Source organism: Streptomyces sp. NBC_00019, from assembly GCF_045041015.1.
In the GTDB taxonomy this organism is placed as follows: Bacteria; Actinomycetota; Actinomycetes; order Streptomycetales; family Streptomycetaceae; genus Streptomyces.
This window is the reverse complement of record NZ_CP108302.1, coordinates 9,570,605-9,593,508: the sequence shown is the minus strand read 5'-3', so window position 1 is coordinate 9,593,508 and position 22,904 is coordinate 9,570,605. Positions and strand designations below refer to the sequence as shown.

Genomic DNA, 22,904 nt, shown 5'->3' with positions numbered 1-22,904 from the left:
TCAGAGTGCCGGGATCCCGAACTCCACCCACAGCGGAAAGTGGTCCGAGATGTGCCAGGACAGCTCGTTGAGCGTCCGGTCGCCGCGCAGCTCGGGCACGAAGTCGATGTGCCCTCCGGCCAGGGCTTCCAGCGTCAGCACCGGTCGGCGCTTCTGCCCCTTGGTGAACCACGCGATCTGGTCGTAGAAGTGTTCGGCGCCCGGGTCGTCGAAGATCGTGCGCGGCAGGCCGTCCAAGGACGGGGCGGGGACCAGGCCGGTGGAGGTGAAGGCCTGGAACAGAGGGTCGCCGGCGCGGTCGATGTTGAAGTCTCCCAGCGCGATGAGGTTGTGGTCCCAGCCGAACTCCTGTTCCGCCCAGGAGGCCAGCCACTTCGCGATCGCCCGCAGTTCCGGTGCCCGGTCGGCAGCCTTGTCGCCGTACAGGACATGCAGGGTGACCAGGGTGAACGTCTGCCCCTGGGAGAGGAAGCTGACCGCGTAGGGCGTACGGGCGAACTGCTCCTCCAGATCGGTCGCGGGTACACCCGCGTCCTCCTCGAGGGGCACCACCAGCTCACAGGCCAGACCTGACGGCTTCACCCTGCGGGTGTCGAACAGGAACGCCAGCCGCTCGCTGTTGCCTGCGCTGCCCCGTGTCACGTCGGTGAGGATGAACGCCCAGTCGTCGCCCAGGACCTTCAGCAGATAGCGCAGGGAACGCAGGTTGCCGCGCACCTCCTGCACCGCCACGACGTCGAACCGGCGGACGACCGACGCGATCAGGTGGATGTCGGTGAAGTTCCGCTTCGGCGAGGCACCCTCCGGGGTGGTCCAGGCCTTGGTGAGGTCGGAGAAGGCGCGGAGGTTCCAGGTCGCGATCAGCAGGTTGGTCCCGGCGTCCTTCGCCGGTACCGCTCCGTCGAGGAACGCGTCCCAGCGTTCGACTCGTTCGACCACCCGTTGGGGTGGCGCCAGGATGTCGGCTTCAGCGGGCACAGATCCTCCTCGACGCTGGGAGCAGAGCGTTTCGAGCCTGCGAGATAGCGCACGGGGGAGCAAGAGGCCGTTGCGGTGACGCGCCTCGTCCGGCCGAACCCGGCGAGCCGACGGGACCGGGCTTCTCGTTCGCCGGGCCGACCCTGTTCGAGGTGTGATCCGGCGGTTTCATAGGCTCGGGGCATGGTGAGCGAATTCAGCGAGGCGTTCCTGCTCGAGGCCGAACGACATGCCGCGTGGGGCGCGGCCCAGCTCCACGCGCTGGGCGCGTTCATGCCCGAGGGGCCGTGGACCGCCGATCTGCCCTCCTGCCTGTACCAGCAGGGGGAGCTGGAGCTGCGGGTGGCGGTGCTGGGTACGTACGACATGGACCAGCAGTCCTGGATGTGGGGCTGGGCCAATCCTGGTCTGCGGGGCACCGAGGTGGTGGCGCTGACCGGCGCGGTCCGGCGGTACGGCCGCGTGCACGGGATCGCAGAACTGGCCGAGGAAATCGTGCCGTTGTCCGGGTTCGCCGACCCTCGGCGGGCCGCCGAGATGCTCGCCTTCACGGGGATGGGGGTCGCCGAGGCGCCCGGGTACATCGGCGTTCCGGCGGGACCGGCCACACAGGTCTACTTCCTGCCCGACGACCCCCGGGTCCCCCGCGCCGGCCTGGACCCGGTCACGCTGCCCCGGACACTGCTCACCGGAGCGGGGCTGATCGGGTACTCGGCCCGGCATGTCGTCAGCGGCTACTTCGACCACCACGACGTGCCCCAGCGCTCTGAGGGCGACCGGATCGTCGCGGACCTGGGCGCCGGCAACGCGGTCGAGGTGGGCTTCGACGCGGTGGGGCGGATCTCGGGGGTGCAGGTGAAGGTTCTGCCCTGAGCGACCGGGGCAAGGTTCCGAGGCGCGCTGCGGGGCCGGTCAGCGCAGCCGTGGTCCGCCCGGATGCTCGCCCTCGATGATCCCGACCAGCCAGTCGAAGACGGTGGGCCCGCGTCCGGCGCGGGCCTCCGCCGGCTCTGGGGAGAGTGGCGCCACGACGACGGTCACATCATGCTTCTACACGACCGAGCTCAAGTAGGAGACAGGCGTAGGGACGCGACGGGTTGTACCCGCAGAGCGGTCAAGCAGGTGCGAACCCTACGGAGCGGCGGGCAGGATGGCCTCATGACCAAAACATCCGGATCGTCGACACAGTGCGCCGGCTCGAACTCCTTGTTGTCCCTGTGGTCGCAGGACTCGGTGCTGTCGATCGGGTCCGTGGGATCGGTGTTGTCCATCGGGTCGGTCGGCTCGGCCCTGTCCGTCGGGTCGATCGGGAGCGCTCTGTCCGTGGGGTCGATCGGGTCGGCGCTGTCGCTGGTCTCGTTCGGATCATGGCTGAGCACAGGGTCGTGTCTGTCCGCGCAGTCGCAGTGGTCGGTCCTGTCCTGGCGTTCCTCACGCACCTTCCGCTCTGCCGGGGTCCTGGGGGTGGTGGGCGTGGCTGCTCTGTTGGTGGCTCAGCGGTCGCGGCACGGCGAGCGGGCGTGACGGAAGAGTCCATCGCCGAGGGTCTCAGGACGTCAGTTCCGTCTGTGCCGCTCCCGTGGGGACGGGGTCGTGGCGGATGTACCACTCCGTCGACAGCAGCAGTTCACGGTCGGCTTCCGGGAGGGCGGCGATCAGGCCCGGGGCGGCTCCTCGGGTCACCTCGGTGCGGTGGGCCAGGACGGCGGCGATCTTCTGCTCCAGCCAAGGGCGGACATCGACCGTCGCGGTGATGCGCTCGTCGGGGACGGTGTACATCGCCTTGCCCGTCGGGGCCCAGTGGTTGCCCCACGCCCGCATGGCGGAGTGCGGATGCGTGGCCGTGTACATGGCTCTCGGTCGCCAGGGCTCGCCAACGTCGGGGTAGAGACGTTCGAGGCCGGCCGCCTCGACAGCGAGTGTCGTGACCCGGTGGGTGTGGACATGGTCCGGATGGCCCGTCAGGCCGCCGTAGGCATCGTGGGTGATCACGATGTCGGGTCGGAACTCCCGGATGTGGGCGACCAGTTGACCCACCAGGTCATCGAGCGGCGCATCGCAGAACCGTGGGCTGCCCGGGGCCGAGTGAGGAGCACGCGCGTCGGCGTGGCCGAGCATCCGCGGGGCGCCCGCACCGAGGATGCGCAGCGCCTCGGCCAACTCCGCGGCGCGCGGGGTGTCTTGCGCCCAGGTTGCCGTGACGACCCCGGTGCGCGCGCCGGCGGACGCGTGGCGGGCGAGTACTCCGCCCGCCGACAGGGACTCGTCGTCGGGGTGGGCGAAGACGGCGAGCAGGCTCGGCACGGGCACGGGTGATCACCTTCCGAGGCGAGTGGTCGGTCGGATCGGGGACGGTGCGACTCGGTTCCGTGCCGTCCGGCGCAGGAGCGGAACGCTGCCGGGCCGGTGCCGGCCACGTGCCAGGGACCCTTCTACGGCGGTCAGTCGGCGGTCCCGTCGGCGGGCTGCCAGGCGCGGGGCCAGTTTCCGGACGGCGGTGGCGGACCGGCCACCCCCAGCTCACTTCGGGCGCATGTGTAGAACGCGTCGCGTTTGCGGCTCAGCCGCTGGGAGTCCCGGGTCCATCCCTGCGCGTCCTGCCGCTGCTCCCGCACATGCAACTCCAGGGTCCAGACGGCCTCGTGCCACGACCGCGCGGCGACCACCGTCTCCGCGTCGCCCACCAGCACACCCAACAGCGTGCCCCACTGATCCACCACCGCGCTCCCCCTTCGCCGGCTGATGCTGAACCCAGTGCGGCGATCAGTCGCGCTTGCGCGCCACGCCGCCGTAGAAGCCGATCAGTTCGGACCCGGGCGGCGGCGGAGTGTCCGGGCGCCAGAACGGGGCCTGGGCGAGACCGGGTTCGATGAGGTCGAAGCCGTCGAAGTAGCGCTCGACCTCGGCGTGGGAGCGGAGGTTCAGGCTGGCGGAGGCCTTGTTGTAGACGGCCTGGGCCGCGGTGCGGTCGGCGAAGTCGCCAGTGGCGTGGGAGAGGACGAGGTAGCTGCCGGAGGGGAGTGCGTCGCGCAGGGTGGCGACGATCTCCCCGGGCTTGTCCGCGTCGGTCAGGAAGTGGACGATCGCGACGAGGAACAGGGCGACCGGCTCATCGAAGTCGATGACCTGGCGGATGTCGGGGTGGTCCACGACGGCTCGCGGGTCCCGGAGGTCGCCGAGCACGATGCTGGTCGTGCCGTCGCTGCTGAGCAGGGCGTCGCCGTGTGTCTTGACGATGGGATCGTTGTCGACGTAGGCGACACGGACGTCCGGTGCGACCTCGTGGGCGATCTCATGCACGTTCGGCGAGGTGGGGAGTCCGGTGCCGATGTCGAGGATCTGGCGGACGCCGCCCTCGGCGACGACGTGACGGACGGCCCGCCGGAGAAACCCTCGGTTGGCGCGCAGGCCGATCCGTACCTCGGGTGCGGCGGCGGCGAGTTCGTCGCCGGCTCGCTGGTCGACCTCGTAGTTGTCCTTGCCGCCCAGCAGATAGTCGTAGATCCGGGCAGGGTGCGGTCTGCTGGTGTCGATCTCCTCGGCACGCACGCCGTTCCCTGTCACCCTGAGCTCCTCTCGACGCCCGCGACGGCCCGCTCGCCGCCCACGGTGGGGACAGCTTTGCATATCAACTTCCGTGCTGGTGGCCCCAGTTCCCGTCGCCTTGCCGCTACGGGCGCAGCTCGACGGTGATGTGCGGCGACAGTGCACGAAGGAAGTCGGGTGCGTCGAAGATCTCGCCGGCGGAGGCGACCCCGACCGTCCTGGTCTGTCCGGTGAGGATGCGGTGGACCGCCTCGACCGCGAGCGGTGCGGTGACGGCGTAGATGTCCCGGCCCCGGGCCACTGCGCGCCGTTCGGTGCCGCCGGAGCGGACGACGGCGTCGACGAGGAAGGTCTGGTCGGAGCGCCCGTCGTCGGTCGCGGTCGGCGCCGGTGTGTCGGAGGCGGCGAGTTCCCTGGCCGCCTCGCTCGCCATGTGGGTGCTCACCTCCGGGATGGACAGATGGCTGGGGATGGTGACGACGTCGGCCATCGTGAACTCCCCCATGACGTCCCGGATGCCCATCGGCTCGGGGAAGTGCCACTTCAGAACCGTCGGCTGGTCGTCGTGGTACGCCAGCCGCCCCTTCGTGTAGCGCACGCGCTGCCCACCCCGGCGGCCGTGGGAGACCTCGCCCGCGGCCCGTGTCCCGGCGGTGGGGTGCCAACTGCTCAGCCCGTAGGCGATGTGCGCCTCGTCGGCCGTCGTCCAGTCGCCCATCGCGGCGGTGGCCAGGAGGTCGCCGAGGCCGCCGTAGAAGGCCATCGCCGGGACGATCACCGCTTTCGCCGCCCGGGCGCGGTCCGCGAAGTCGGTGAAGGTGTCGACGTTGGCCTCGATCTCGGCGGCCACGTCCACGTAGGGGATCCCGGCGCGCAGGGCCGCCTCGATCACGGGGGCCGCGGTGGTCGCGAAGGGACCCGCGCTGTTGATCACGGCGTCCGCGCCGGCCAGGGCACGGTCGAGGGCGGCGGTGTCGTCGACGGATGCGGGCCGGACGTCGAGGCCGGGGAAGGAGGCGGCCAGCTGCCGCAGCTTGTCGGCGTCACGGCCGGAGAGCACGGGGACGAATCCGCGCTCCAGCAGGTGTGCGACCACGAAGCGTCCGGTGTGCCCGTACGCGCCGTACACCGTGACCGTCTGTCCCGATCCCATGAGATCTCCCCTGTATGCGACTGATCAACAGTGTGCGCTGATCGACTGAGACCATCCTGCCGAGTTCGTACGCCCTTCCGTGAGTGTCCGGAACGACGTGCCCCGTACACTTTCGGACATGACCTCTCTCGCGCTCGCCGTCACCGACGGAATGCTGCACTTCGAACTGTCCATGGCCTACGAGGTGTTCGAAGCCGCCCCGGTCGGCGTGACGGTCCCCTGGTACGAGGTCACCGTCTGCGGTTCCGCCGCCGTGCGGGTCGGCCGGTTCCGCCTTGAGCCCGATCAGGGGCTCGACGGGCTCCGGCACGCCGACACCGTGATCGTGCCGGGCTGGGCGGACGTCGACGTGGACCCGCCCGCCGAGCTGGTCGACGCGGTGCGCGCGGCCCATGAGGCGGGTGCCCGGGTGGCCTCCCTGTGCACGGGGGCGTTCGTGCTGGCCGCCGCCGGTCTGCTGGACGGGCGGCAGGCGACCACGCACTGGGCGCACACCGACGTGCTGGCCGCCCGGCATCCGCGCATCGACGTGGATCCCGACGTGCTCTACGTCGACAACGGAAGCGTGCTCACCTCCGCCGGCAAGGCCGCCGCGATGGACCTGTGCCTGCACCTCGTCCGGCAGGACCACGGCTCGGCCGTCGCCAACGCCGTCGCCCGCCGTCTGGTGGTGCCACCGCACCGGGCGGGCGGCCAGGCACAGTTCGTCGCCGCCCCCGTGCCGACCCGCGACGACCATCCGCTCGGCGCGCTGCTCCCCTGGGTCGTCGAGCGGCTCGACCAGCCGCTGACCGTGGAGGATCTGGCCCGGCAGGCCCGGATGAGCTCACGCCACCTGGGCCGCCGGTTCAGGGAGACGACCGGCACCACCCCGCTCCAGTGGCTGCTGACCCAACGGATCCGCCGCGCCCAGGAGTTGCTGGAGGCCACCGACGCCAGCATCGACGCCATCGCGACAGCCACCGGCATGGGCACCGCCACGACCCTGCGCCGCCACTTCAACCGCACGGTCGGCGTGCCCCCGGACACCTATCGCCGCACCTTCCGCGCACGATCCGACGCCGGGGACGCCGTCGCGTGACGCCGGCTCAACCACCCTCTACGGCTTCTCCGCCTTCCGTAGTCACGCTCAATGTGACTCACGGCTGACTTCGGACCCGCTGGAGCCGACCAGGAAGTCGAGGTCGGCCCCGGTGTCGGCCTGCAGGACGTGGTCGACGTAGAGCCGCTCCCAGCCGCGTCGGGGTGCGGCGAAACCGTCGACCGTGGCCTGGTCGGGCTTGCGGTCGGCGAGTTCGTCGTCCGGTACGTCGACGTCGATACGGCGGGCCTCGACGTCGAGGGTGATGAAGTCGCCCGTGCGCACCAGCCCCAGCGGACCGCCCGCCGCGGCTTCGGGGGCCACGTGCAGAACGACCGTGCCGTACGCCGTGCCGCTCATCCGGCCGTCGCAGACGCGGACCATGTCGCGGACGCCCTGTTCGAGGAGTTTCTTCGGCAGCGGCATGTTGGAGACCTCGGGCATGCCCGGGTAGCCCTTGGGTCCGCAGCCGCGCAGGACGAGGACGGAGTCGGCGTCGACGTCCAGGTCGGGGTCGTCGACGCGGGCGTGGAAGTCCTCGATGGAGTCGAAGACGACGGCGCGGCCGCGATGGCGCAGCAGGTGCGGGGAGGCGGCGGCGGGTTTGACGAGGGCTCCGTCGGGGGCGAGGTTGCCGCGCAGGACGGCGATACCGCCCTCGGTGACGAGTGGTTCGGCGCGGGGGCGGATGACTTCGGCGTCCCAGACGGTGGCGTCGTCGAGGAAGCCGACCAGGGGTTCGCCGGTGACGGTCAGCGCGTCGGGGTCGAGCAGGTCGCGGACTTCGCGCAGGACGGCGAGGAGTCCCCCGGCACGGTGGAAGTCCTCCATGAGGAAGCGGCCGGCGGGCTGGAGGTCCACCAGGACGGGGACGCGCGAGCCGATGCGGTCGAAGTCGTCGAGGGTCAGGTCGATGCCCAACCGGCCCGCGATCGCGAGGAGATGGACGACCGCGTTGGTCGAACCGCCCACGGCGGCCAGCGCCACGATCGCGTTGTGGAAGGAGCCCTTGGTCAGGAAGGTGCCCGGCCGCCGGTCGGCGGCGACCATGTCCACGGCCAGCCGTCCGGTGTGGTGCGCGGCCTCCAGGAGTCGGCTGTCGGGAGCGGGGGTACCGGCCACGCCGGGCAGTACCGTGCCCAGCGCCTCGGCGACCAGTGCCATCGTGGACGCGGTGCCCATGGTGTTGCAGTGTCCGCGGCTGCGGATCATCGAGGACTCGGAGCGGACGAACTGCTCCTGGGAGAGCGTGCCCGCCCGGACCTCCTCCGACAGCTGCCACACCCCGGTGCCGCAGCCCAGCAGGCTGCCGCGGAAGGTGCCGTTGAGCATCGGGCCGCCGGGGACCACGACCGCGGGCAGGTCCACCGAGGCGGCGGCCATGAGCAGCGAAGGGATCGTCTTGTCGCAGCCGCCCAACAGGACGACGCCGTCCAGGGGGTTGGCCCGCAGCATCTCCTCCGTGGCCATCGCGGCCATGTTGCGCCAGAGCATCGCGGTGGGCCGTACGTTCGTCTCGCCGAGCGACACGACCGGCAGGTCCAGCGGGATGCCGCCCGCCTCGTAGACGCCGTTGCGCACCGAGGCGGCGACCTCGTCGAGGTGAGCGTTGCAGGGGGTCAGGTCCGAGGCGGTGTTGGCGATGGCGATCTGGGGGCGCCCGGTGAAGGCGTCGGCGGGCACGCCCCGGCGCATCCACGCCCGGTGGATGTAGCCGTTGCGGTCCTGACCCGCGTACCACTGTGCGCTGCGGAGCCTCACCATGGAGTCCCTTCCAATAGTCGGTACGGCGGTCTACTGTTCGGAACGCGATGAAGCCTACGCAGACGTACGACGGACCGACAGACCCCGGCACGGACGGCGCAACCGGCGTCGACGGCGGCCGACTGGTGGGGTCGGACCGGGTGCTCGCCGTCCTCAAGGAGCTCGCCCGCCATCCCGAGGGCGTGGGGCTGGAGGAGCTCACCCGGGTGATGGGGAGCCCCAAGCCGACCGTGCACCGGGCGCTGGGGGCACTGCGACGGGCGGGGCTGGCCGACCAGGACGCGCACGGCCGCTATGTGCTGGGGGACGAGTTCCTGCGGATGGCATTCGCCCACCACGAGGCACGGCCCGATCATGTCCGGGTCCGGCCCGTGCTCGACGCGCTGGCAGGCCGGTTCGGTGAGACGGCGCACTACGCGGTGCTCGACCGCCATGAGGTCGTCTACCGTGCCAAGGTCGACCCGCCCACCGGTGCCGTACGGCTCACGTCGACGATCGGCGGGCGCAACCCCGCCCACACCACCGCCGTCGGAAAGCTGCTGCTCGCACGGGAGTTGACGTCCCTGGAGGAGGTCGAGGCGTGGGTCGGGGACTCGGGCGGCCTGGATCGCCGTACGCCACGGAGTCTGTGCGCGGCGGCCGATCTGCACCATGAGCTCGCGGCCACCCGGGAGCGCGGGTACGGCGTCGACGACCAGGAGAACGAGACCGGGGTCAACTGCCTTGCCCTGCCGGTCTATCTCACCTCCCCGACAGCCCCCTCCGGAGCCGTGAGCATCAGCGCGCTGGCCTACCGGACGCCGCTCGCCTCCCTGGTCGACGCACTCGACGAGATCCGTGCCCTGCTGAACGAGCCGAACGGCTGAAGCCCCCACCACCCCTGGAGACAGCCCCGTGTACCTCATGCGCATCGGTGCCCCCGGCGCCGAGAAGCCCGTCGCCCGCGTCGACGACGAGACGTACGTCGACCTCTCCGACGTCGTCACCGACTTCGACGAGGCGTTCTTCGGCTCGGGCGGCCTGGACCGCATCCGTCCCGTCGTGGCCGAGCGGACGGCGGCGGGGCAGGTGTCCCGCTTCGCCGGGGAGCGCGTCGGCGCCCCCATCGCACGTCCGCACCAGATCCTGTGCATCGGGCTCAACTACCGTGACCACGCCGCCGAGAGCGGCATGGCCGTGCCCGACGAGCCGATCCTGTTCACCAAGTCGCCCAACACGCTGATCGGGCCCCACGACGACGTACGCATCCCGCGCGGTTCCACCAAGACCGACTGGGAGGTGGAGCTCGGCATCGTGATCGGCCGGCGCACCAGCTACCTGGACTCGGTGGCGGAAGCGCGCGACGCCATCGCCGGGTATGTGGTCGTCAACGACGTCAGCGAGCGCGGCTTCCAGCTGGAACGCGGCGGGCAGTGGGCCAAGGGCAAATCCGCGGAGACCTTCAACCCGGCGGGACCGTGGCTGGCCACGGCCGACGAGATCGACGACGTCCTCGCGCTGGACATGTGGCTGGACGTCAACGGGGTGCGGCGGCAGACCGGCAGCACCAAGACGATGGTCTTCGACCCCTACTTCATCGTCCACTACCTCAGCCAGTTCCTCGTCCTGGAACCCGGCGACCTCATCAACACCGGCACCCCGCCCGGCGTCGGCATGGGCCTCACCCCGCCCGTGTATCTCCAGCCGGGTGACGTGATGGAGCTGGGCATCAAGCAGCTCGGCACGCAGCGCCAGCATGTCCTCGGCCCCCGGTGAACGGCTCTCGATGCGCGCTTTCGTACTGACCGGCCCCGGCACCTACGAGGTCCAGGACCTCCCGGCGCCGGTGGCCGGACCCGGTGAGGTCGTCGTCGACGTCGAGCGGGTCGGCGTGTGCGGCACCGATGTGGAGTTCTTCACCGGCGAGATGGCCTATCTCCATCAGGGCCACGCCGCCTACCCGATGCGCCTCGGCCACGAGTGGTCCGGCCGGGTCACGGCACTCGGCGACGGCGTCGACCCCGGCCGGCTCGGTCGCCGGGTCATGGGCGACACGATGCTCGGCTGCGGCACGTGTCGCCGCTGTCTCCTGGGCCGCGGGCATGTCTGCGAGAAGCGGCAGGAGGTGGGTATCCGCGGGGCCCGCGCGGGGGCGCTGGCGGAGCAACTCGCCGTTCCCGCCTCCTCGTTGCACGCCCTGCCCGACTCCGTCGACGCCGTACTCGGAGCGCTCGTGGAGCCGGGCGGGAACGCCCTGCGCGCCGCACAGGCCGCCGCGCCGCGCGCCGGTGACCGGGCCCTCGTGCTGGGCCCGGGGACCATCGGGCTGCTGGTCGCGATGTTCCTGCGAGCCGCCGGTGCCGAGGTGCACCTGATGGGGGTCACCGACAGCTCCCTCGCCTTCGCCCGCGACCTGGGCTTCGCGCACGTATGGACGGAAGGGACCGTGCCGGACCTGCCGTTCGACTCGGTCGTGGACGCCTCGACCGCTCCCCATCTCCCCAACCGTGCCCTGGAGTTGGTCGAACCGGCCGGCCGCGTCGTCTACATCGGGCTGGCCGGCGAACCCGCCCGCCTCGACCATCGCACGCTCCTCCTCAAGGACGTGACGGCGGTGGGCGTCCTGTCCGCCTCCCCGGGACTCGACGCGACGATCAAGGCCTACGCCGAGGGGTCGGTGGACCCCAGGCCGCTGGTCGCCGCGACCGTGGGGCTCGACGAGGTCGGACCGGTGCTCGCCGGTGAGCGTCCTGCGGGTGCCGGACCGGGCCCGAAGATCCACGTCGACCCTAGGCTCGGGCGGTGAAGGCAGGCGGGACGGCGTACGCGCCGCATTCCCGAGCGCGCCCCGGAGGATAGGCGCATCGCGGCTCGTCCGGGACGAGCGACCGGCCGGGGCCCGTCCGCCTCGGCCTGGCCGCATCGGCCCAGCACTACCTGACGTCGCCGCATCACCAGTGACGCGCACGGCGTGAACATCCCGTCATCGTGAAGGGCCGCACCCGTCGCGAGTGCGGCCCTTCACTGTGCACGGCAGACGGTCGGCGGAGCCCTTCCGACGCCTTCCGTCAACGGCGCAGTTTCACCTTGCTGAGCGCGGCGACGCCGAGGGCCGCGAGGGCGATCTGGATGAGCCACTCGAGCCAGTCGACGCCGTCGGTGTCGGCGACGTCGAGGCCTGAGGCGATGCCGGTTCCGATGAACGCGGCGACGATACCGATCGCGATCGTCCACAGGACACCGATGCGCTGACGGCCAGGAATGACGAGCCGGCCGAGCACACCGATCACGATGCCGATCACGATCGCACTGATGACGCCTGAAATCTCCATGAGCGGTATGCCACCCCTCACTCGTTGGTGACATACGAGTGCCCGTTCGAGTCGAAGCCACGCAGATCCGTTTCACGGCCGCGAAATCGGCTGCGGGCAGGGCCGGTCAAGGCATACCGTCCGGCTGTGCGTTGATCTCCCGGGCGGTGGCCGAGTGCCGCCGCGGACGGTACGGGCGCCCCGGCCGCGGGGCCGCCCCCACAGCCATGCCGCCGGCCTCTCTGGAGATCACCCCATGACTGCTCGACACCCCCTCACCTACGACTCCTTCGTGAAGCTCGCCCTCGCCGATGCCGCCGTCGTCGGGCTGGTCCTCAAGGGCTCCCGCGCCCATGAGGGCATGGTCACCGAGCACTCCGACCACGACCTGTACGTCGTTCTCGCGGATGCCGCGACCACGGATCTCACCCGGTTCCAGGGCTACCGCACCGGCGGGCTCGATCTCGTCGTCATCCCGCTCACCGAGTTCCGCACGGCCGGCATGCCCGGCTTCGAGCGCTATGCCCTCGCCCGCGCCCAGGTCGTGCTCGACCGGCTGGACGGCGGCATCGCCGGAATCCTGGCCGCCAAGGCGCTCCTGGACGCCGACGAGGCCCATCGGGACGCAGGCGGTTGGCTCGACGCCTACGCCAATTCCCTCTACCGGTCCCTCAAGAACGCGCGCGACGGTCATGGGCTCGCCGCCCGTCTCGACGCCGCCGACAGCGTGCGGTTCCTGCTGGAGCTGCTCTTCACCCTCGACCGCCGCCCCCGTCCCTACAACAAGTACCTGGAGTGGGAACTCGCCCGCCGTCCGCTGCCCGGCTGGGACACCGTCCTGCTCCTCGACGCCGTGGACCGCATCGTGCGGACCGGAGACGTGACCTTGCAACGCCGCCTCTTCATCCTCGTCGAGTCGGCGGCCCGGCAGGCCGGGCACGGGGCGGTGCTGGACGCCTGGGGAGCGGACCTCGACCTGATGCGCCCGAGGTGACCGGCCGGTCACCGTGTCACTCGTTGTGCAGCACCTCCGCGACCGTCAGCCGTGCCGCCCGGCGTGCCGGGACGAACGCGCCCAGGACCGCGATCGCGAGGCCCGCGAGGGCGAGGCCGGTCAGGGCCGGGGCGTGCCAGACGTCCGTCATGTACGTCGGCAGGGTGATGTCGACCGCGTCCGCCATGCGCGGGACCACCAGGTGGTGGCCCACGATGCCGAGCGGGATGCCGAGGAGTGAGCCGAGAGCGCCGAGTAGCGCCATCGACGTCACGGTCATCACCGTGACCTGGCGTGGTGTCATGCCGATGGACTTGAGCATGCCCAGGTCACGGCGGCGGTCGCGGGTGTTGAGGACGACGGTGTTGAAGACGCCGAGGGACGCGACCACGGCGAGCATCAGGGTGAGTGCCGTCGAGGAGCCGATGATGGTCTGGGTGACGGTGTTGGAGCCCTGCACGGTCGGGCTGACCCCGGCGTCGGCGGCTCGGGCAGCGCGGGCGTAGGCGGCCGGGTCGGCGCCCTCGCGGAGCTTGACGTGGTACGCGATCGGCTTTTCCTTGGGTGCCAGGGCCGTGAAGGTCGCCCAGTCGGCGACGACCAGCCGGGCGTTGCTCTCCATGAACTCCCCGACGACGAGCACCCTTTCGCCCCGGCCTCCCTTCTCCAGTCGCAGCCGGTCGCCCACGCGCAGGGCGTTCTCGCGCAGGAAGGCCGAGCCGGCGACGATCTCGCCCGCGTGCCGCGTCCACCGGCCCTCGGTGAGCACGCTGCCCATGCGCGGCCGATCCCCCCGACGGGCTTCGAGCCACACGGTGTCCCCGGAGGCCGCCGCTCGGACCTCGACATCCGCCCGGGCGGTGACCTCGCGTGCGCCGGGCAGTGCGCGCAGGAGCGAGTGCAGCTCGAGATCGTCGTGTCGTGGCCGGATCTCCTTGCCGTCCTTGAAGGCGCCGACGTAGACCGTGACCTGGTAGGCGTCCCGGCCCGCGTTCCCGAACCGGTCCATCGTGGTGGCCAGGCCGGTCGCGAACGTCACGGTGGTCACGCCGAGGACGACGGCGGCGAGCGTGAGCGCGCTGCGCCCCGGCCGGGCGAACGGCAGCCCCAGCCCCAGGCTCACCGAGCGCGGCAGTGCGCTGCCCGCCAGTCTGCGCTGGATGCGCAGGGCCCGGCCGGCGCGGGGCGCGCTGCCCGCGCTGATCGCCCGCGCCGCGGGCAGCCGGTGTGCGCGCACGGCGGGGGCGAGTGCGGCGAGTACACACACGGCGGGCATGCCCAGCAGGGCGAGGACGTTCAGCCAGGGCGCGATCGAGGCACTGTCGTGGAACACACCGGCGTCGGGCCCGGAGAAGACGAACTGGAAGAAGGGCCGCGCCGCCAGGTTGCCCGCGAGGGTGCCCAGCGCGCAGCCGAGGACGGCGGGTACGGAGATCATCGTGAGGTAGACGGTGACGACCTGCCCCGGCGTGAAACCGATCGCCTTGAGCACGCCGATGTGCCGGAACCCGGAGATCACCGCGCCGCTGACCACGTTGGCGACGATGAGCACGGCCACCACGATGCCGAGGATGCCGAAGGCCATCAGGTAGGGGGCGTAGGCGCGGGCCGAACTCCCGATCCTGTCCTTGAGGGTGAGATAGGACCGCGAGGCGGTCAGCGCCTCCGTCGGGAGCCCTTCGGTCGCGGTGGCGAGCTGCTCGCGGAGCCGGTTCTCCGAGGAGGCGTCGGTGAAGCGGAACAGCATCTGGGTGGCCGTGGGGTGGAGCGCTCCGATCTGGTCGGGTGCGACCCAGGCGTCCGCGGTGCGGCTCAGGTCGAATGCCATTCCGACAATGGTCAGGGCCGGTCCGGAGGGGACCTTCAGCTGCTTGCCCAGGTCGTCCGATGTCCAGTCCGGGTTGCGGTTGATCACGATCTCGCCGGGCTCGGTGGCCCAGCGGCCCGCCCACAGGTTCAGCCGGTCCACCGGTCCTGCGGGGTCGCCGCGGCCCACGATCGTGAGCTCGCTGCTGAGCCCGTAGTTCATGGCTTCCCGTGGCAGCGCGACCGTGGCCTGGGCGAAGGGTCCGGCGGTGGCCGTCACGCCCGGTCGGTGGGCCGCTTGCGCGAGGTGCGCGTCCGTCGCCCGGGCGGGGTCGAAGGCGGCGACGACATGCGGGCCGCGCTGCTTGTCGAAGGCCTTGTCGAACGGGGCGGAGGCAGCGTCGACCAGACCGAGCGCCACCACGATGGCCGCCGTCGAGGTGAGGGTCACCAGGGCGATGACGAGGGTCTGGAGTCTGCGCCGCCGTACCGCCGCGCGCGCGGCGCGCCACACGGCCCTCATGCGGACGGCTCCAGGGTGTGCTCGCCGGTGAGCCGGCCGTCGGCCACCTCCACGAGCCTGCTGGCGCAGCGCCGGGCGAGGTGTTCGTCGTGGGTGACCAGGATCAGCGTCTGGCCGATCTGGTTGAGGTCGAGCAGCAGGTCCATCACCTGTTCCCCGGAGCGGCTGTCCAGGGCGCCGGTCGGCTCGTCGGCGAGCAGCAGGGCGGGGCGGTTCATCAACGCCCTTGCCACGGCGACACGTTGGCGCTCGCCGCCGCTGAGGACCGCCGGGTAGGCGTTGCGGCGGTCGGCGATGCCGAGTTCGTCGAAGAGTTCCAGCGCGCGACGGCGGGCCTGCCGGGCCGGGGTGCCGGTCAGCTGGGCGGCCAGGGCGACGTTGTCGAGTGCCGACAGGTCGTCGATCAGGTTGAAGAACTGGAAGATCATGCCGATACGGCGGCGCCGGTACAGGGCGAGCCCTTTCTCGCTCAACTCCCCCACGTTCTCCCCGTGGACGACGACCGTGCCGCCGGTCGGCCGGTCGAGACCGGCGATCATGTTGAGCAGGGTGGACTTGCCGCACCCCGAGGGCCCCATCACCGCGACGGCCTCCCCCGCCCGGATCTCCAGCGACACCCCGTCCAGTGCCGTCGTCTCGCCGTACTCCTTGCGCACCCCGTCGAGTCGTACGACGGCCTCTGTGCTGCTGACCTCGGTAACCATGTACAGGACGCTAGGCGCAGGACCGGGGCCGCGACATCCCTCCTCGGATGGCACCTCGGCGCCCACTTCATCCTGGGGATGCAGGCTCCTGCATCCACAGGCCGATGCGGACCCGGTGATCGTCTGCCATGGTGACTTCCGTGGGGGAATGGGAACCGGACGGGCTGAGAGCGGCGTTGGGAGCGGCGTGCGCGGCCGTGCTGTGTCTGACCGTGGCACTGGTGCGTGTGCGGCGCCGCTGGCAGGCGGCCGTCGGGGAACGCGGCTGGCTGCTGGAGCGGGAGCGCGAGAGCGCCTCGCAGGCCGCCGTCGCGGCCGAACGCGACCGTATCGCCCGCGAGTTGCACGACATCGTCAGTCACAACGTCAGCCTCATGGTCGTCCAGGCCGGAGCGGCCCGCGAGGTGCTGGCCACGATGCCGGACGAGGCCGTGACGGCTCTGCGGGCCGTGGAGGACGCGGGGCGGGGCGCGATGACCGATCTACGGCATCTCCTGGGGCTGTTGGCGCCTTCGCAGAGCGGTGAGGACGCGGACGAGGACGCTCCGGCGGACGCCGTGGCGGACTTGTCCCCCCAGCCCGGCCTCGACCGTCTGGGTCAACTGGTGGATCGTGTCTCCTTCGCGGGGCTGCCCGTCGAGGTCCGCGTCTCGGGGGAACCGCGCCCGCTCCCGCAGGGCATCGACGTGACCGCGTACCGCATCGTCCAGGAGGCGCTGACCAACGCGCTCCGGCACGGTGACGGCGGCAAGGCCGAGGTGACCGTGCGCTACGCCGACCACGCGCTGCGCGTGGAGGTGCTCAACACCGGCCCGAGCGTGCTGACCGGCGCCCCGCCCGCACGGGCGACGCGCAGACACCGGGAGGGCACCGGCCGCGGACTGCTCGGCCTGCGGGAGCGGGTCGCGGTGTACGGCGGCGACCTGGACGCCAGGCGCCGGCTCGGCGGCGGCTACCGGGTCCGGGCGCGCATCCCCCTGGACCCGTCGTGACGGCGGCCCCGGACGGGCGGGCTCCCCGGGTGCTCGTCGCCGACGACCAGACACTGATCCGGACCGGCTTCCGGCTGATCCTGACCGCGCGCGGCATCGAGGTGGTCGGCGAGGCGGCCGACGGTGCGGAGGCGGTCGCCAGGGCGCGCGAACTCAAGCCCGACGTCGTCCTGATGGACATCCGTATGCCGGTGATGGACGGCCTGGAGGCCACCCGCCTGATCCTCCGGCAGGCCCCGGAGTGCCGGGTGCTGATCCTGACCACCTTCGACCTGGACCGCTACGTCTATACGGCGCTGTCGTTCGGGGCCAGCGGCTTCCTGCTCAAGGACGTCACTCCCGAGCACCTGGCGGCGGCCGTACGGCTGGTCGACACGGGTGACGCCCTGCTGGCCCCGTCCATCACCCGACGCCTGGTCGAGCGCTTCGCCTCGAGCGCCGCGCACTCCCCCGCCGTTCCCGCGGACCTCTCGGCCCTGACACCCCGTGAGCTGGAGGTCCTGGCGCTGTTGGGCCGCGGCCTGTCCAACACCGAGCTCGCCGCCGAACTGACCCTCAGCGAAGCCACGGTGAAGTCCCATGTGGCCCGCATCTTCGCCAAGCTGACCCTGCGCGACCGCGCCCAGGCCGTCGTGCTGGCGTACGAGACCGGGCTGGTCAGACCGGGCGGCGCCGGTACGGGCGGGTCTTCCGGCCGGTAAGCCCGGTGTCACTGACGGGCGGCTCGTACGAGGGCGTCGAAGAGGCCCTGCTGGGCGGGGTCCTCGTGGGCGGTGTCCTCGGGGTGCCACTGGACGGCGGTGAACCAGCCCTGGGCGCCGAGGAGTTCGAGGCCCTCCACGGTGCCGTCGGCGGCGCGTGCGGTGACCGCCAGTCCCGCACCGAGGCGGTCAACGCGCTGGTGGTGGTAGCAGGACGCCTCCACCTTCTCCACCCCCGTGGCCCGCTCCAGCAGGGTGCTCCGCTGGAGGGCCACCGGGTGCACGACGTGCCGGTGTTCGCCGTCGGGGCCGCCCATGTCCTGCTCCAGGGTGCCGCCGAGGGCGACGTTGACGACCTGGAGGCCGCGGCAGACCGCCAGCAGGGGCAGGCCCAGGTCCACTGTGTGCCGCGCGACTTCGAGGTCGAAGGCGTCCTGCGTCTCGTCCACGTCGTAGACGCTGTCATGGACTCCTCGTGCCCCGTAGCGGTGCGGGGCGAGGTCGCCGCCGCCGGGAAGCAGGACGCCGTCGAAGCGGGCGAGGCGCTCGGCGACGTCCGTGGCGGCGGGATGGATGCCCGCCGGTTCGCCGCCGGCCCGCCAGACGGCCTCGATCAGGGCGCGGGCGTTGACCTCAGCGGCGTATCGCAGGGCGGAGGTGGTGGCGGAGAAGCGGGCGGGGATCGCTATCAGGGGTCGGCTCACAGCTGGATCCAGGTGGTCTTCAGTTCGGTGTACTTCTCGATGGCGTGGGCGGACTTGTCGCGGCCGTTGCCGGACTGCTTCATGCCGCCGAAGGGGACGGTGAGGTCGCCCTCCTCGTAGCAGTTGACCCAGACCGTGCCCGCCTTGAGGGCGCGGGAGACCTGGTGGGCGGTGGTCAGGTCGGAGGTCCACAGGCCGGCGGCGAGGCCGTACTCGGTGGCGTTGGCCAGTCGTACGGCCTCGTCCAGGTCGTCGAAGGTGAGGACGGAGAGCACCGGGCCGAAGATCTCCTCGCGGGCCAGCCGCATGCCGGGGTCCACCGCGTCGAAGACGGTGGGCTGCAGGTAGGTGCCGCCGGTGTCGGCCCGTGTGCGTGCGCCCCCGGCGCGGAGTCGTGCGCCTTCCTGGAGGCCGGTGCCGATGTGGTCGAGGACGCGCTCCAGGTGGCTCTCGCCCACCAGTGCGCCCATCTCGGTCGCCGGGTCGAGCGGGTCGCCGACCCGCAGTTCCCGGGCCCGGGCCACGATCGCCTCGGTGACGCGCTCGGCGATCGAGGAGTGCACCAGCAGTCGGGACGGGGCGGTGCACATCTCGCCCTGGTTGAAGAAGATGCCCCAGGCCGCGGTGGCGGCGGCCTTCTCCAGGTCGGGGGCGTCGGGAAGGATGATGTTGGGTGATTTGCCGCCGAGTTCGAGCCAGACGCGCTTGAGGTTGGAGTCGGCGGCGTAGTGCAGGAAGTGGCGGCCCACCGCGGTGGAGCCGGTGAAGGCGAGGACGTCGACGTCGGGGTGGAGGCCGAGGGCGCGGCCGGTGACGGGGCCGGCGCCGTTGACGACGTTGAGCACGCCGGGCGGCAGTCCGGCCTCGGTCGCGATCCGGGCCAGCAGCAGGGCGGAGAGCGGGGAGTTCTCCGAGGGCTTCAGGACGACCGTGCAGCCGGCCGCCAGTGCCGGGGCGACCTTCCAACCGGCCAGTGTGAGCGGGAAGTTCCAGGGCACGACCGCGCCGACGACACCGGCCGGTTCCCGGGTGACCAGGGCGAGGGCGTCGGGCGCGCTGTGCGGGGACTCGTCGGTCAGCTTGTCGGCCAACTGCCCGTACCAGCGGAAGGTGTTGATGACGGCGCGCAGTTCGATCCCATGGGCGTCGGTGATGGGCTTGCCCATCTCCAGGCTGACGGTGAGCGCCAGTTCCTCGCGTCGCTCCTGGAGCAGATCGGCGATCCGGATCAGCATCCGGCCCCGCTCGGCGGGCGCCAGGCGGGGCCACGGGCCGGTGTCGAAGGCGCGGCGGGCGGCCGCCACGGCCGCGTCCACCTCGGCGGCGCCCCCGTCGGCGACCTGCGTCAGGACCTGGCCGTCGCGGGGCGAGACGGCGGCGAAGGCCGCTCCCGATCCGGCCTCGTCGGCGCCGTCGATGTGATGCGCGCCGGACAGGTCCAGGGACTTGGCGCGGCGCTGCCATTCCTCGTGGGTGATGGCCGGCATGCGGAGACCTCCAGAGTGATTATTTGAATCCAAACGATATGATGGCCGCGGAGCCTCCACAAGGCCCCACGGGATCGATCCGGCAGGTCCGCGGGCCCCGGGGAACGGAACGCACAGTGCGCGCACTCGTCGTCCGGCACGAACACGTCACGGAACCCGGAGAGGTCGGCGCGCGGCTGACCGAGCACGGATACGACCTCACGGTCCTGACCGTCGTACCGCAATCGCGCCACCACGCCCCGGACGTGCCCTTCGACTTCCCCGACGCGGACGACTGGGACCTGATCGTGTCCCTGGGCGCACCGTGGTCGGTGTACGACGAGGACGCCATAGGCAGCTGGATCGGCGGCGAACTCGCCCTGCTGCGCAAGGCCCATCACCTCGGTGTGCCGGTGCTCGGCATCTGCTTCGGCGCACAGGCGCTGACCACCGCGCTCGGGGGCTCGGTCGAGGCGTCACCGCGCCCGGAGATCGGCTGGGTGGAGGTGGAGACGGACGATCCCCGCCTGGTGGGGCGCGGCCCCTGGTTCCAGTGGCACCACGACCGCTGCCTGCTGCCGCCCGGGGCCGTGGAGGTGGCACGCAACCCGGTGTGCGCGCAGGCGTTCCGGGCCGGACGCAGCCTGGGAGTGCAGTTCCATCCGGAGATCACCACCGGGACGGTGCGTGGCTGGCTGGACAACGGCGGCGCGGAGCAGTGCGTACGGCATGGAGTGGACCCGGAGGAACTCCTGGCCCGCAGCCGGGCGTTGGAACCGGCCGCGCGGGCGGGCGCCCGGCGGCTGGTCGACGGCTTCCTCGACCAGGTGGCGAGCGCGGCCGGCTGAGGTCGTCGCGCGGACCGTGGATCGGGTGCGGCCGGCTCGGGTCCTGGGGAGGGGAACCGCGCCGGCCGCACCGCGGGGTGGTGGCCTCAGCCGGCGGCCGTCGCCCTGTCGCGCGTCACGCGGGCGGCGATGACGCCGAGGATCAGGACCGCCGGGACGGCGAGCTCCAGCCAGGTCGCCGTGGTCGCGTCACCGCCGATGAGGGTCGTGAAGTTGGCCAGGATCAGCCAGATCGCACCGGCGATACCGAGCGCGCCCAGCACGGGGGCGATCAGCGTGTTCCAGGGGCGGGTGTCCAGCCGCTCGCGGCGGAAGAACACGATCACCGACACGGAGGTCAGGAAGTACAGGAGCATGATCGCCAGCACGGCCACCCCGCTGAACCACGAGAAGAGGCTCAGCACCGGGTCCTTGCCCAGCAGGGCGAAGGGCATGACGAACAGCACGGCGAGAACGGTCTGCACACCACCCGCCGCCCACGGGGAGTGACGGCGATTGATCGCGCAGAGCCTGCGGGGCAGCAGGCCGTCGCGGCCCAGGGAGAACAGGTAGCGGTTGGCGGAGTTGTGGAAAGCGAGGATGCCGGCGAACAGGGAGGTCGCCAGCAGGATCGGCCCGACGTCCGCGACCCAGTCGCCGAACTGCGCGGTGATCGGCGCGAAGACCCAGCCGGTGGCGTCCCCTCTCTCCAGCGCCTTTCCCGCCTCGGCCGTGGCCCGGGAGGCGCCGTGGGCGGAGACCAGCATCCATGAGGTGAAGGCGAAGAAGCCGCTCACCACGACGACGGAGAGATACGTGGCCCGCGGCACGGTCCTGCGGGGCTCGCGCGCCTCCTCGCCGTAGATGGCGGTGGCCTCGAAGCCGAACATGGACGCCACGGCGAACATCAGGGCCACACCCGGCGCCCCCTGCAGAGCCGCGCCCGGCGAGAAACTGTCGGTGAAGCCCAGCCCCTCGGGGCCGCCGCCCTTGAAGAGGGTGACCAGGGCGAAGGCGATCAGGATGCTGAACTCGGCCAGCACGAACACGGCCAGCAGCTTGGCGCCCATCTCGATCCCGGCCGCGCCGAGGACCTGGACGATCACCATGGTGACCAGGACCCACACCCACCACGCGACGTTCAGGCCGGTGTAGTGGTCGACCAGACCGCTGACGATGGAGCCGTACAGCCCGTACATCGCGGCCTGGATCGCACAGTAGGCGAAGAGCGCGACCCCGGCGCTGCCGGAGCCGGCGGGGCGGCCGAGTCCCCTGCCGATGTACGTGTAGAAGGCGCCGGCGTCCACGACGTGGCGCCCCATGGCGACGAAGCCGACCGAGAACAGCAGGACCACGACACCGGCCCCGATGTAGGCGGCGGGCACCCCCGCGCCGTTGCCGATGGCCACGGCGATGGGCACGGCGCCGGCGATGCCGGTCAGCGGCGCCTGCGCGGAGAGGACGAAGAAGAGGATGCCCAGCACGCCGAGGGAGTTGGGCTTGAGCCGGCCTGCGGTGGGCTCGTCCTGCACGGCCTGTTGTGACCGGACCGTTTGACTGTCCACACGGATCACCTGCCAGAAAGGGGGAGAGTCGGATTGTTTCGAGCCAAACGAGTTGCCTCATAGTGGTGCGGAACTATCCACCTGGCAAGGGGTTGGGGGATGATTTTTCCGGAACGAAACGAGGCCCCGGACTCAACGCGTCCGGGGCCTCGAAAAGCACGACTCAGGTCTGGCCGTCGGCCTTCCCGCCATCGGCTTCCAGCAGCCGCAACAGATTGCGGAGCTGCTCCAGGGCGGCGTCGGTGACCTCGGGCTCGTCGAAGACGAGCTGGTGCAGCACCAGGCCGTCCAGTGCGGCGAAGACCAGCCGGGTCAGCGCCTTGTCCGCGCCGGACGGCAGCATCCGGCCGAGTTCACGCTGCGTGGCGTCGAAGTACTCGTCGTACAGCGCCCGCAGCTGCGGCAACAGCTCCGGGCGACGGCGGGACTCCAGCAGCAGCTCGTACTGGAACGCCTGGGTGCCCGGATCCGCCGTGACCATCCGGGACAGCCCGCTCGAGAAGTCCGCGACCCTGCCGGTGCCCGGCTCGAGGTCACTGGTGTTCAACGAGGTACGGATCGTGTGGGCGAGGGCCTCCTCGATCAGCGCGTCACGCGACCCGAAATGGTGCACGACCAGCCCGTGGGTGACCCCCGCCTCCTCCGCGACCGCCCGATAGGTGAGCTTGCGCAGCCCGCCCCGCGCCACCACACGCACGGCGGCGTTGAGCAGGGCCTCGCGCCCCTCGCCGTAGTGCGGACGCTTGCGTGCCCTTCGGCTCTTCGGGACGTCGGCGGAGTCGGTCATGCGGGTGACCCTACCTGCACACT

The 22,904-nt window shown here is 71.5% G+C and carries 24 protein-coding genes; 10 read left to right on the top strand and 14 right to left on the bottom strand.

Translation table 11 applies throughout. The features are described 5' to 3' along the window. Window positions 1–978, bottom strand: a complete 978-nt coding sequence (locus tag OHU89_RS44560; protein ID WP_405651315.1) for an endonuclease/exonuclease/phosphatase family protein — start codon at window positions 976–978, stop codon at window positions 1–3. 183 nt (window positions 979–1,161) lie between these two features. On the opposite strand from OHU89_RS44560, the gene OHU89_RS44555 reads away from it, so the two are divergent. Beyond that, window positions 1,162–1,851, top strand: coding sequence for a DUF6882 domain-containing protein (locus OHU89_RS44555; RefSeq protein WP_405651313.1), 690 nt, complete (start codon window positions 1,162–1,164; stop codon window positions 1,849–1,851). Between the two features lie 39 nt (window positions 1,852–1,890). Here OHU89_RS44555 and OHU89_RS44550 read toward each other — a convergent pair whose 3' ends face one another. Beyond that, window positions 1,891–2,019: a hypothetical protein gene (locus tag OHU89_RS44550; RefSeq protein WP_405651310.1), complete on the bottom strand. Its 129-nt coding sequence runs from the start codon at window positions 2,017–2,019 to the stop codon at window positions 1,891–1,893. Between the two features lie 117 nt (window positions 2,020–2,136). On the opposite strand from OHU89_RS44550, the gene OHU89_RS44545 reads away from it, so the two are divergent. Next, window positions 2,137–2,502 carry a hypothetical protein gene (locus OHU89_RS44545; RefSeq protein WP_405651307.1) on the top strand — a complete coding sequence of 122 codons (366 nt, stop codon included), beginning with the start codon at window positions 2,137–2,139 and terminating at the stop codon, window positions 2,500–2,502. Between the two features lie 24 nt (window positions 2,503–2,526). On the opposite strand, the gene OHU89_RS44540 is transcribed toward OHU89_RS44545, so the two are convergent. From OHU89_RS44540 to OHU89_RS44525, 4 genes are all read right to left on the bottom strand, one after another. Next, window positions 2,527–3,288: a PIG-L deacetylase family protein gene (locus OHU89_RS44540; RefSeq protein WP_405651304.1), complete on the bottom strand. Its 762-nt coding sequence runs from the start codon at window positions 3,286–3,288 to the stop codon at window positions 2,527–2,529. Window positions 3,289–3,419: 131 nt separating this feature from the next. Then, entirely contained in the window at window positions 3,420–3,698 is a 279-nt protein-coding gene (locus tag OHU89_RS44535; protein ID WP_405651301.1) for a hypothetical protein, read from the bottom strand. A 43-nt stretch (window positions 3,699–3,741) separates the two neighbouring features. Continuing rightward, entirely contained in the window at window positions 3,742–4,542 is an 801-nt protein-coding gene (locus OHU89_RS44530) for an SAM-dependent methyltransferase (protein ID WP_405651298.1), read from the bottom strand. Window positions 4,543–4,648: 106 nt separating this feature from the next. Next, entirely contained in the window at window positions 4,649–5,677 is a 1,029-nt protein-coding gene (locus tag OHU89_RS44525; protein ID WP_405651295.1) for a saccharopine dehydrogenase family protein, read from the bottom strand. Window positions 5,678–5,795: 118 nt separating this feature from the next. On the opposite strand from OHU89_RS44525, the gene OHU89_RS44520 reads away from it, so the two are divergent. Further along, window positions 5,796–6,758, top strand: a complete 963-nt coding sequence (locus OHU89_RS44520; RefSeq protein ID WP_405651292.1) for a helix-turn-helix domain-containing protein — start codon at window positions 5,796–5,798, stop codon at window positions 6,756–6,758. Window positions 6,759–6,806: 48 nt separating this feature from the next. Here the strand turns inward: OHU89_RS44520 and OHU89_RS44515 are convergent, their stop codons facing one another. Further along, window positions 6,807–8,522, bottom strand: a complete 1,716-nt coding sequence (locus tag OHU89_RS44515) for an IlvD/Edd family dehydratase (RefSeq protein WP_405651289.1) — start codon at window positions 8,520–8,522, stop codon at window positions 6,807–6,809. A 47-nt stretch (window positions 8,523–8,569) separates the two neighbouring features. Between OHU89_RS44515 and OHU89_RS44510 the strand changes: the two genes are divergently transcribed. The 3 genes from OHU89_RS44510 to OHU89_RS44500 are packed head-to-tail and all read left to right on the top strand — an operon-like array spanning window position 8,570 to window position 11,307. After that, on the top strand, window positions 8,570–9,388 hold the full coding sequence (locus OHU89_RS44510) for an IclR family transcriptional regulator (RefSeq protein ID WP_405651286.1): 819 nt from the start codon (window positions 8,570–8,572) through the stop codon (window positions 9,386–9,388). Between the two features lie 28 nt (window positions 9,389–9,416). Further along, window positions 9,417–10,277, top strand: a complete 861-nt coding sequence (locus OHU89_RS44505) for a fumarylacetoacetate hydrolase family protein (protein ID WP_405651283.1) — start codon at window positions 9,417–9,419, stop codon at window positions 10,275–10,277. Then, on the top strand, window positions 10,258–11,307 hold the full coding sequence (locus OHU89_RS44500) for a zinc-binding dehydrogenase (RefSeq protein ID WP_405651280.1): 1,050 nt from the start codon (window positions 10,258–10,260) through the stop codon (window positions 11,305–11,307). The genes OHU89_RS44505 and OHU89_RS44500 overlap by 20 nt, the downstream gene beginning before the upstream one ends. 262 nt (window positions 11,308–11,569) lie before the next feature. On the opposite strand, the gene OHU89_RS44495 is transcribed toward OHU89_RS44500, so the two are convergent. Then, window positions 11,570–11,833 (bottom strand): GlsB/YeaQ/YmgE family stress response membrane protein, encoded by a 264-nt coding sequence (locus OHU89_RS44495; RefSeq protein ID WP_267013984.1) that lies wholly within the window; start codon window positions 11,831–11,833, stop codon window positions 11,570–11,572. 235 nt (window positions 11,834–12,068) lie between these two features. Between OHU89_RS44495 and OHU89_RS44490 the strand changes: the two genes are divergently transcribed. Further along, a complete protein-coding gene (locus OHU89_RS44490) occupies window positions 12,069–12,806 on the top strand; it encodes a hypothetical protein (protein WP_405651276.1) in 738 nt (245 codons plus the stop codon). Window positions 12,807–12,822: 16 nt separating this feature from the next. Here OHU89_RS44490 and OHU89_RS44485 read toward each other — a convergent pair whose 3' ends face one another. Next, window positions 12,823–15,135 carry an ABC transporter permease gene (locus tag OHU89_RS44485; protein WP_405651273.1) on the bottom strand — a complete coding sequence of 771 codons (2,313 nt, stop codon included), beginning with the start codon at window positions 15,133–15,135 and terminating at the stop codon, window positions 12,823–12,825. Then, window positions 15,132–15,839: an ABC transporter ATP-binding protein gene (locus tag OHU89_RS44480; RefSeq protein WP_266884122.1), complete on the bottom strand. Its 708-nt coding sequence runs from the start codon at window positions 15,837–15,839 to the stop codon at window positions 15,132–15,134. Before OHU89_RS44480 ends, OHU89_RS44485 begins: the two co-directional genes overlap by 4 nt. A gap of 140 nt (window positions 15,840–15,979) precedes the next feature. On the opposite strand from OHU89_RS44480, the gene OHU89_RS44475 reads away from it, so the two are divergent. Next, window positions 15,980–16,831, top strand: a complete 852-nt coding sequence (locus OHU89_RS44475; RefSeq protein WP_405651269.1) for a sensor histidine kinase — start codon at window positions 15,980–15,982, stop codon at window positions 16,829–16,831. After that, window positions 16,828–17,532, top strand: coding sequence for a response regulator (locus OHU89_RS44470; protein WP_405651266.1), 705 nt, complete (start codon window positions 16,828–16,830; stop codon window positions 17,530–17,532). The genes OHU89_RS44475 and OHU89_RS44470 overlap by 4 nt, the downstream gene beginning before the upstream one ends. 8 nt (window positions 17,533–17,540) lie before the next feature. Here the strand turns inward: OHU89_RS44470 and OHU89_RS44465 are convergent, their stop codons facing one another. Continuing rightward, window positions 17,541–18,236 (bottom strand): gamma-glutamyl-gamma-aminobutyrate hydrolase family protein, encoded by a 696-nt coding sequence (locus OHU89_RS44465; RefSeq protein WP_405651263.1) that lies wholly within the window; start codon window positions 18,234–18,236, stop codon window positions 17,541–17,543. Further along, the gene (locus tag OHU89_RS44460; protein ID WP_405651260.1) at window positions 18,233–19,723 is read right to left on the bottom strand and encodes an aldehyde dehydrogenase; all 1,491 of its coding nucleotides are present in this window, start codon (window positions 19,721–19,723) and stop codon (window positions 18,233–18,235) included. The genes OHU89_RS44465 and OHU89_RS44460 overlap by 4 nt, the downstream gene beginning before the upstream one ends. 116 nt (window positions 19,724–19,839) lie before the next feature. On the opposite strand from OHU89_RS44460, the gene OHU89_RS44455 reads away from it, so the two are divergent. Next, the gene (locus OHU89_RS44455; protein ID WP_405651257.1) at window positions 19,840–20,550 is read left to right on the top strand and encodes a type 1 glutamine amidotransferase; all 711 of its coding nucleotides are present in this window, start codon (window positions 19,840–19,842) and stop codon (window positions 20,548–20,550) included. An 86-nt stretch (window positions 20,551–20,636) separates the two neighbouring features. Here the strand turns inward: OHU89_RS44455 and OHU89_RS44450 are convergent, their stop codons facing one another. Both OHU89_RS44450 and OHU89_RS44445 read right to left on the bottom strand, forming a co-directional pair. Then, window positions 20,637–22,094, bottom strand: coding sequence for an APC family permease (locus OHU89_RS44450; protein WP_405651254.1), 1,458 nt, complete (start codon window positions 22,092–22,094; stop codon window positions 20,637–20,639). Window positions 22,095–22,257: 163 nt separating this feature from the next. Next, window positions 22,258–22,881: a TetR/AcrR family transcriptional regulator gene (locus OHU89_RS44445; protein WP_405651252.1), complete on the bottom strand. Its 624-nt coding sequence runs from the start codon at window positions 22,879–22,881 to the stop codon at window positions 22,258–22,260. Window positions 22,882–22,904: the final 23 nt, after the last annotated feature.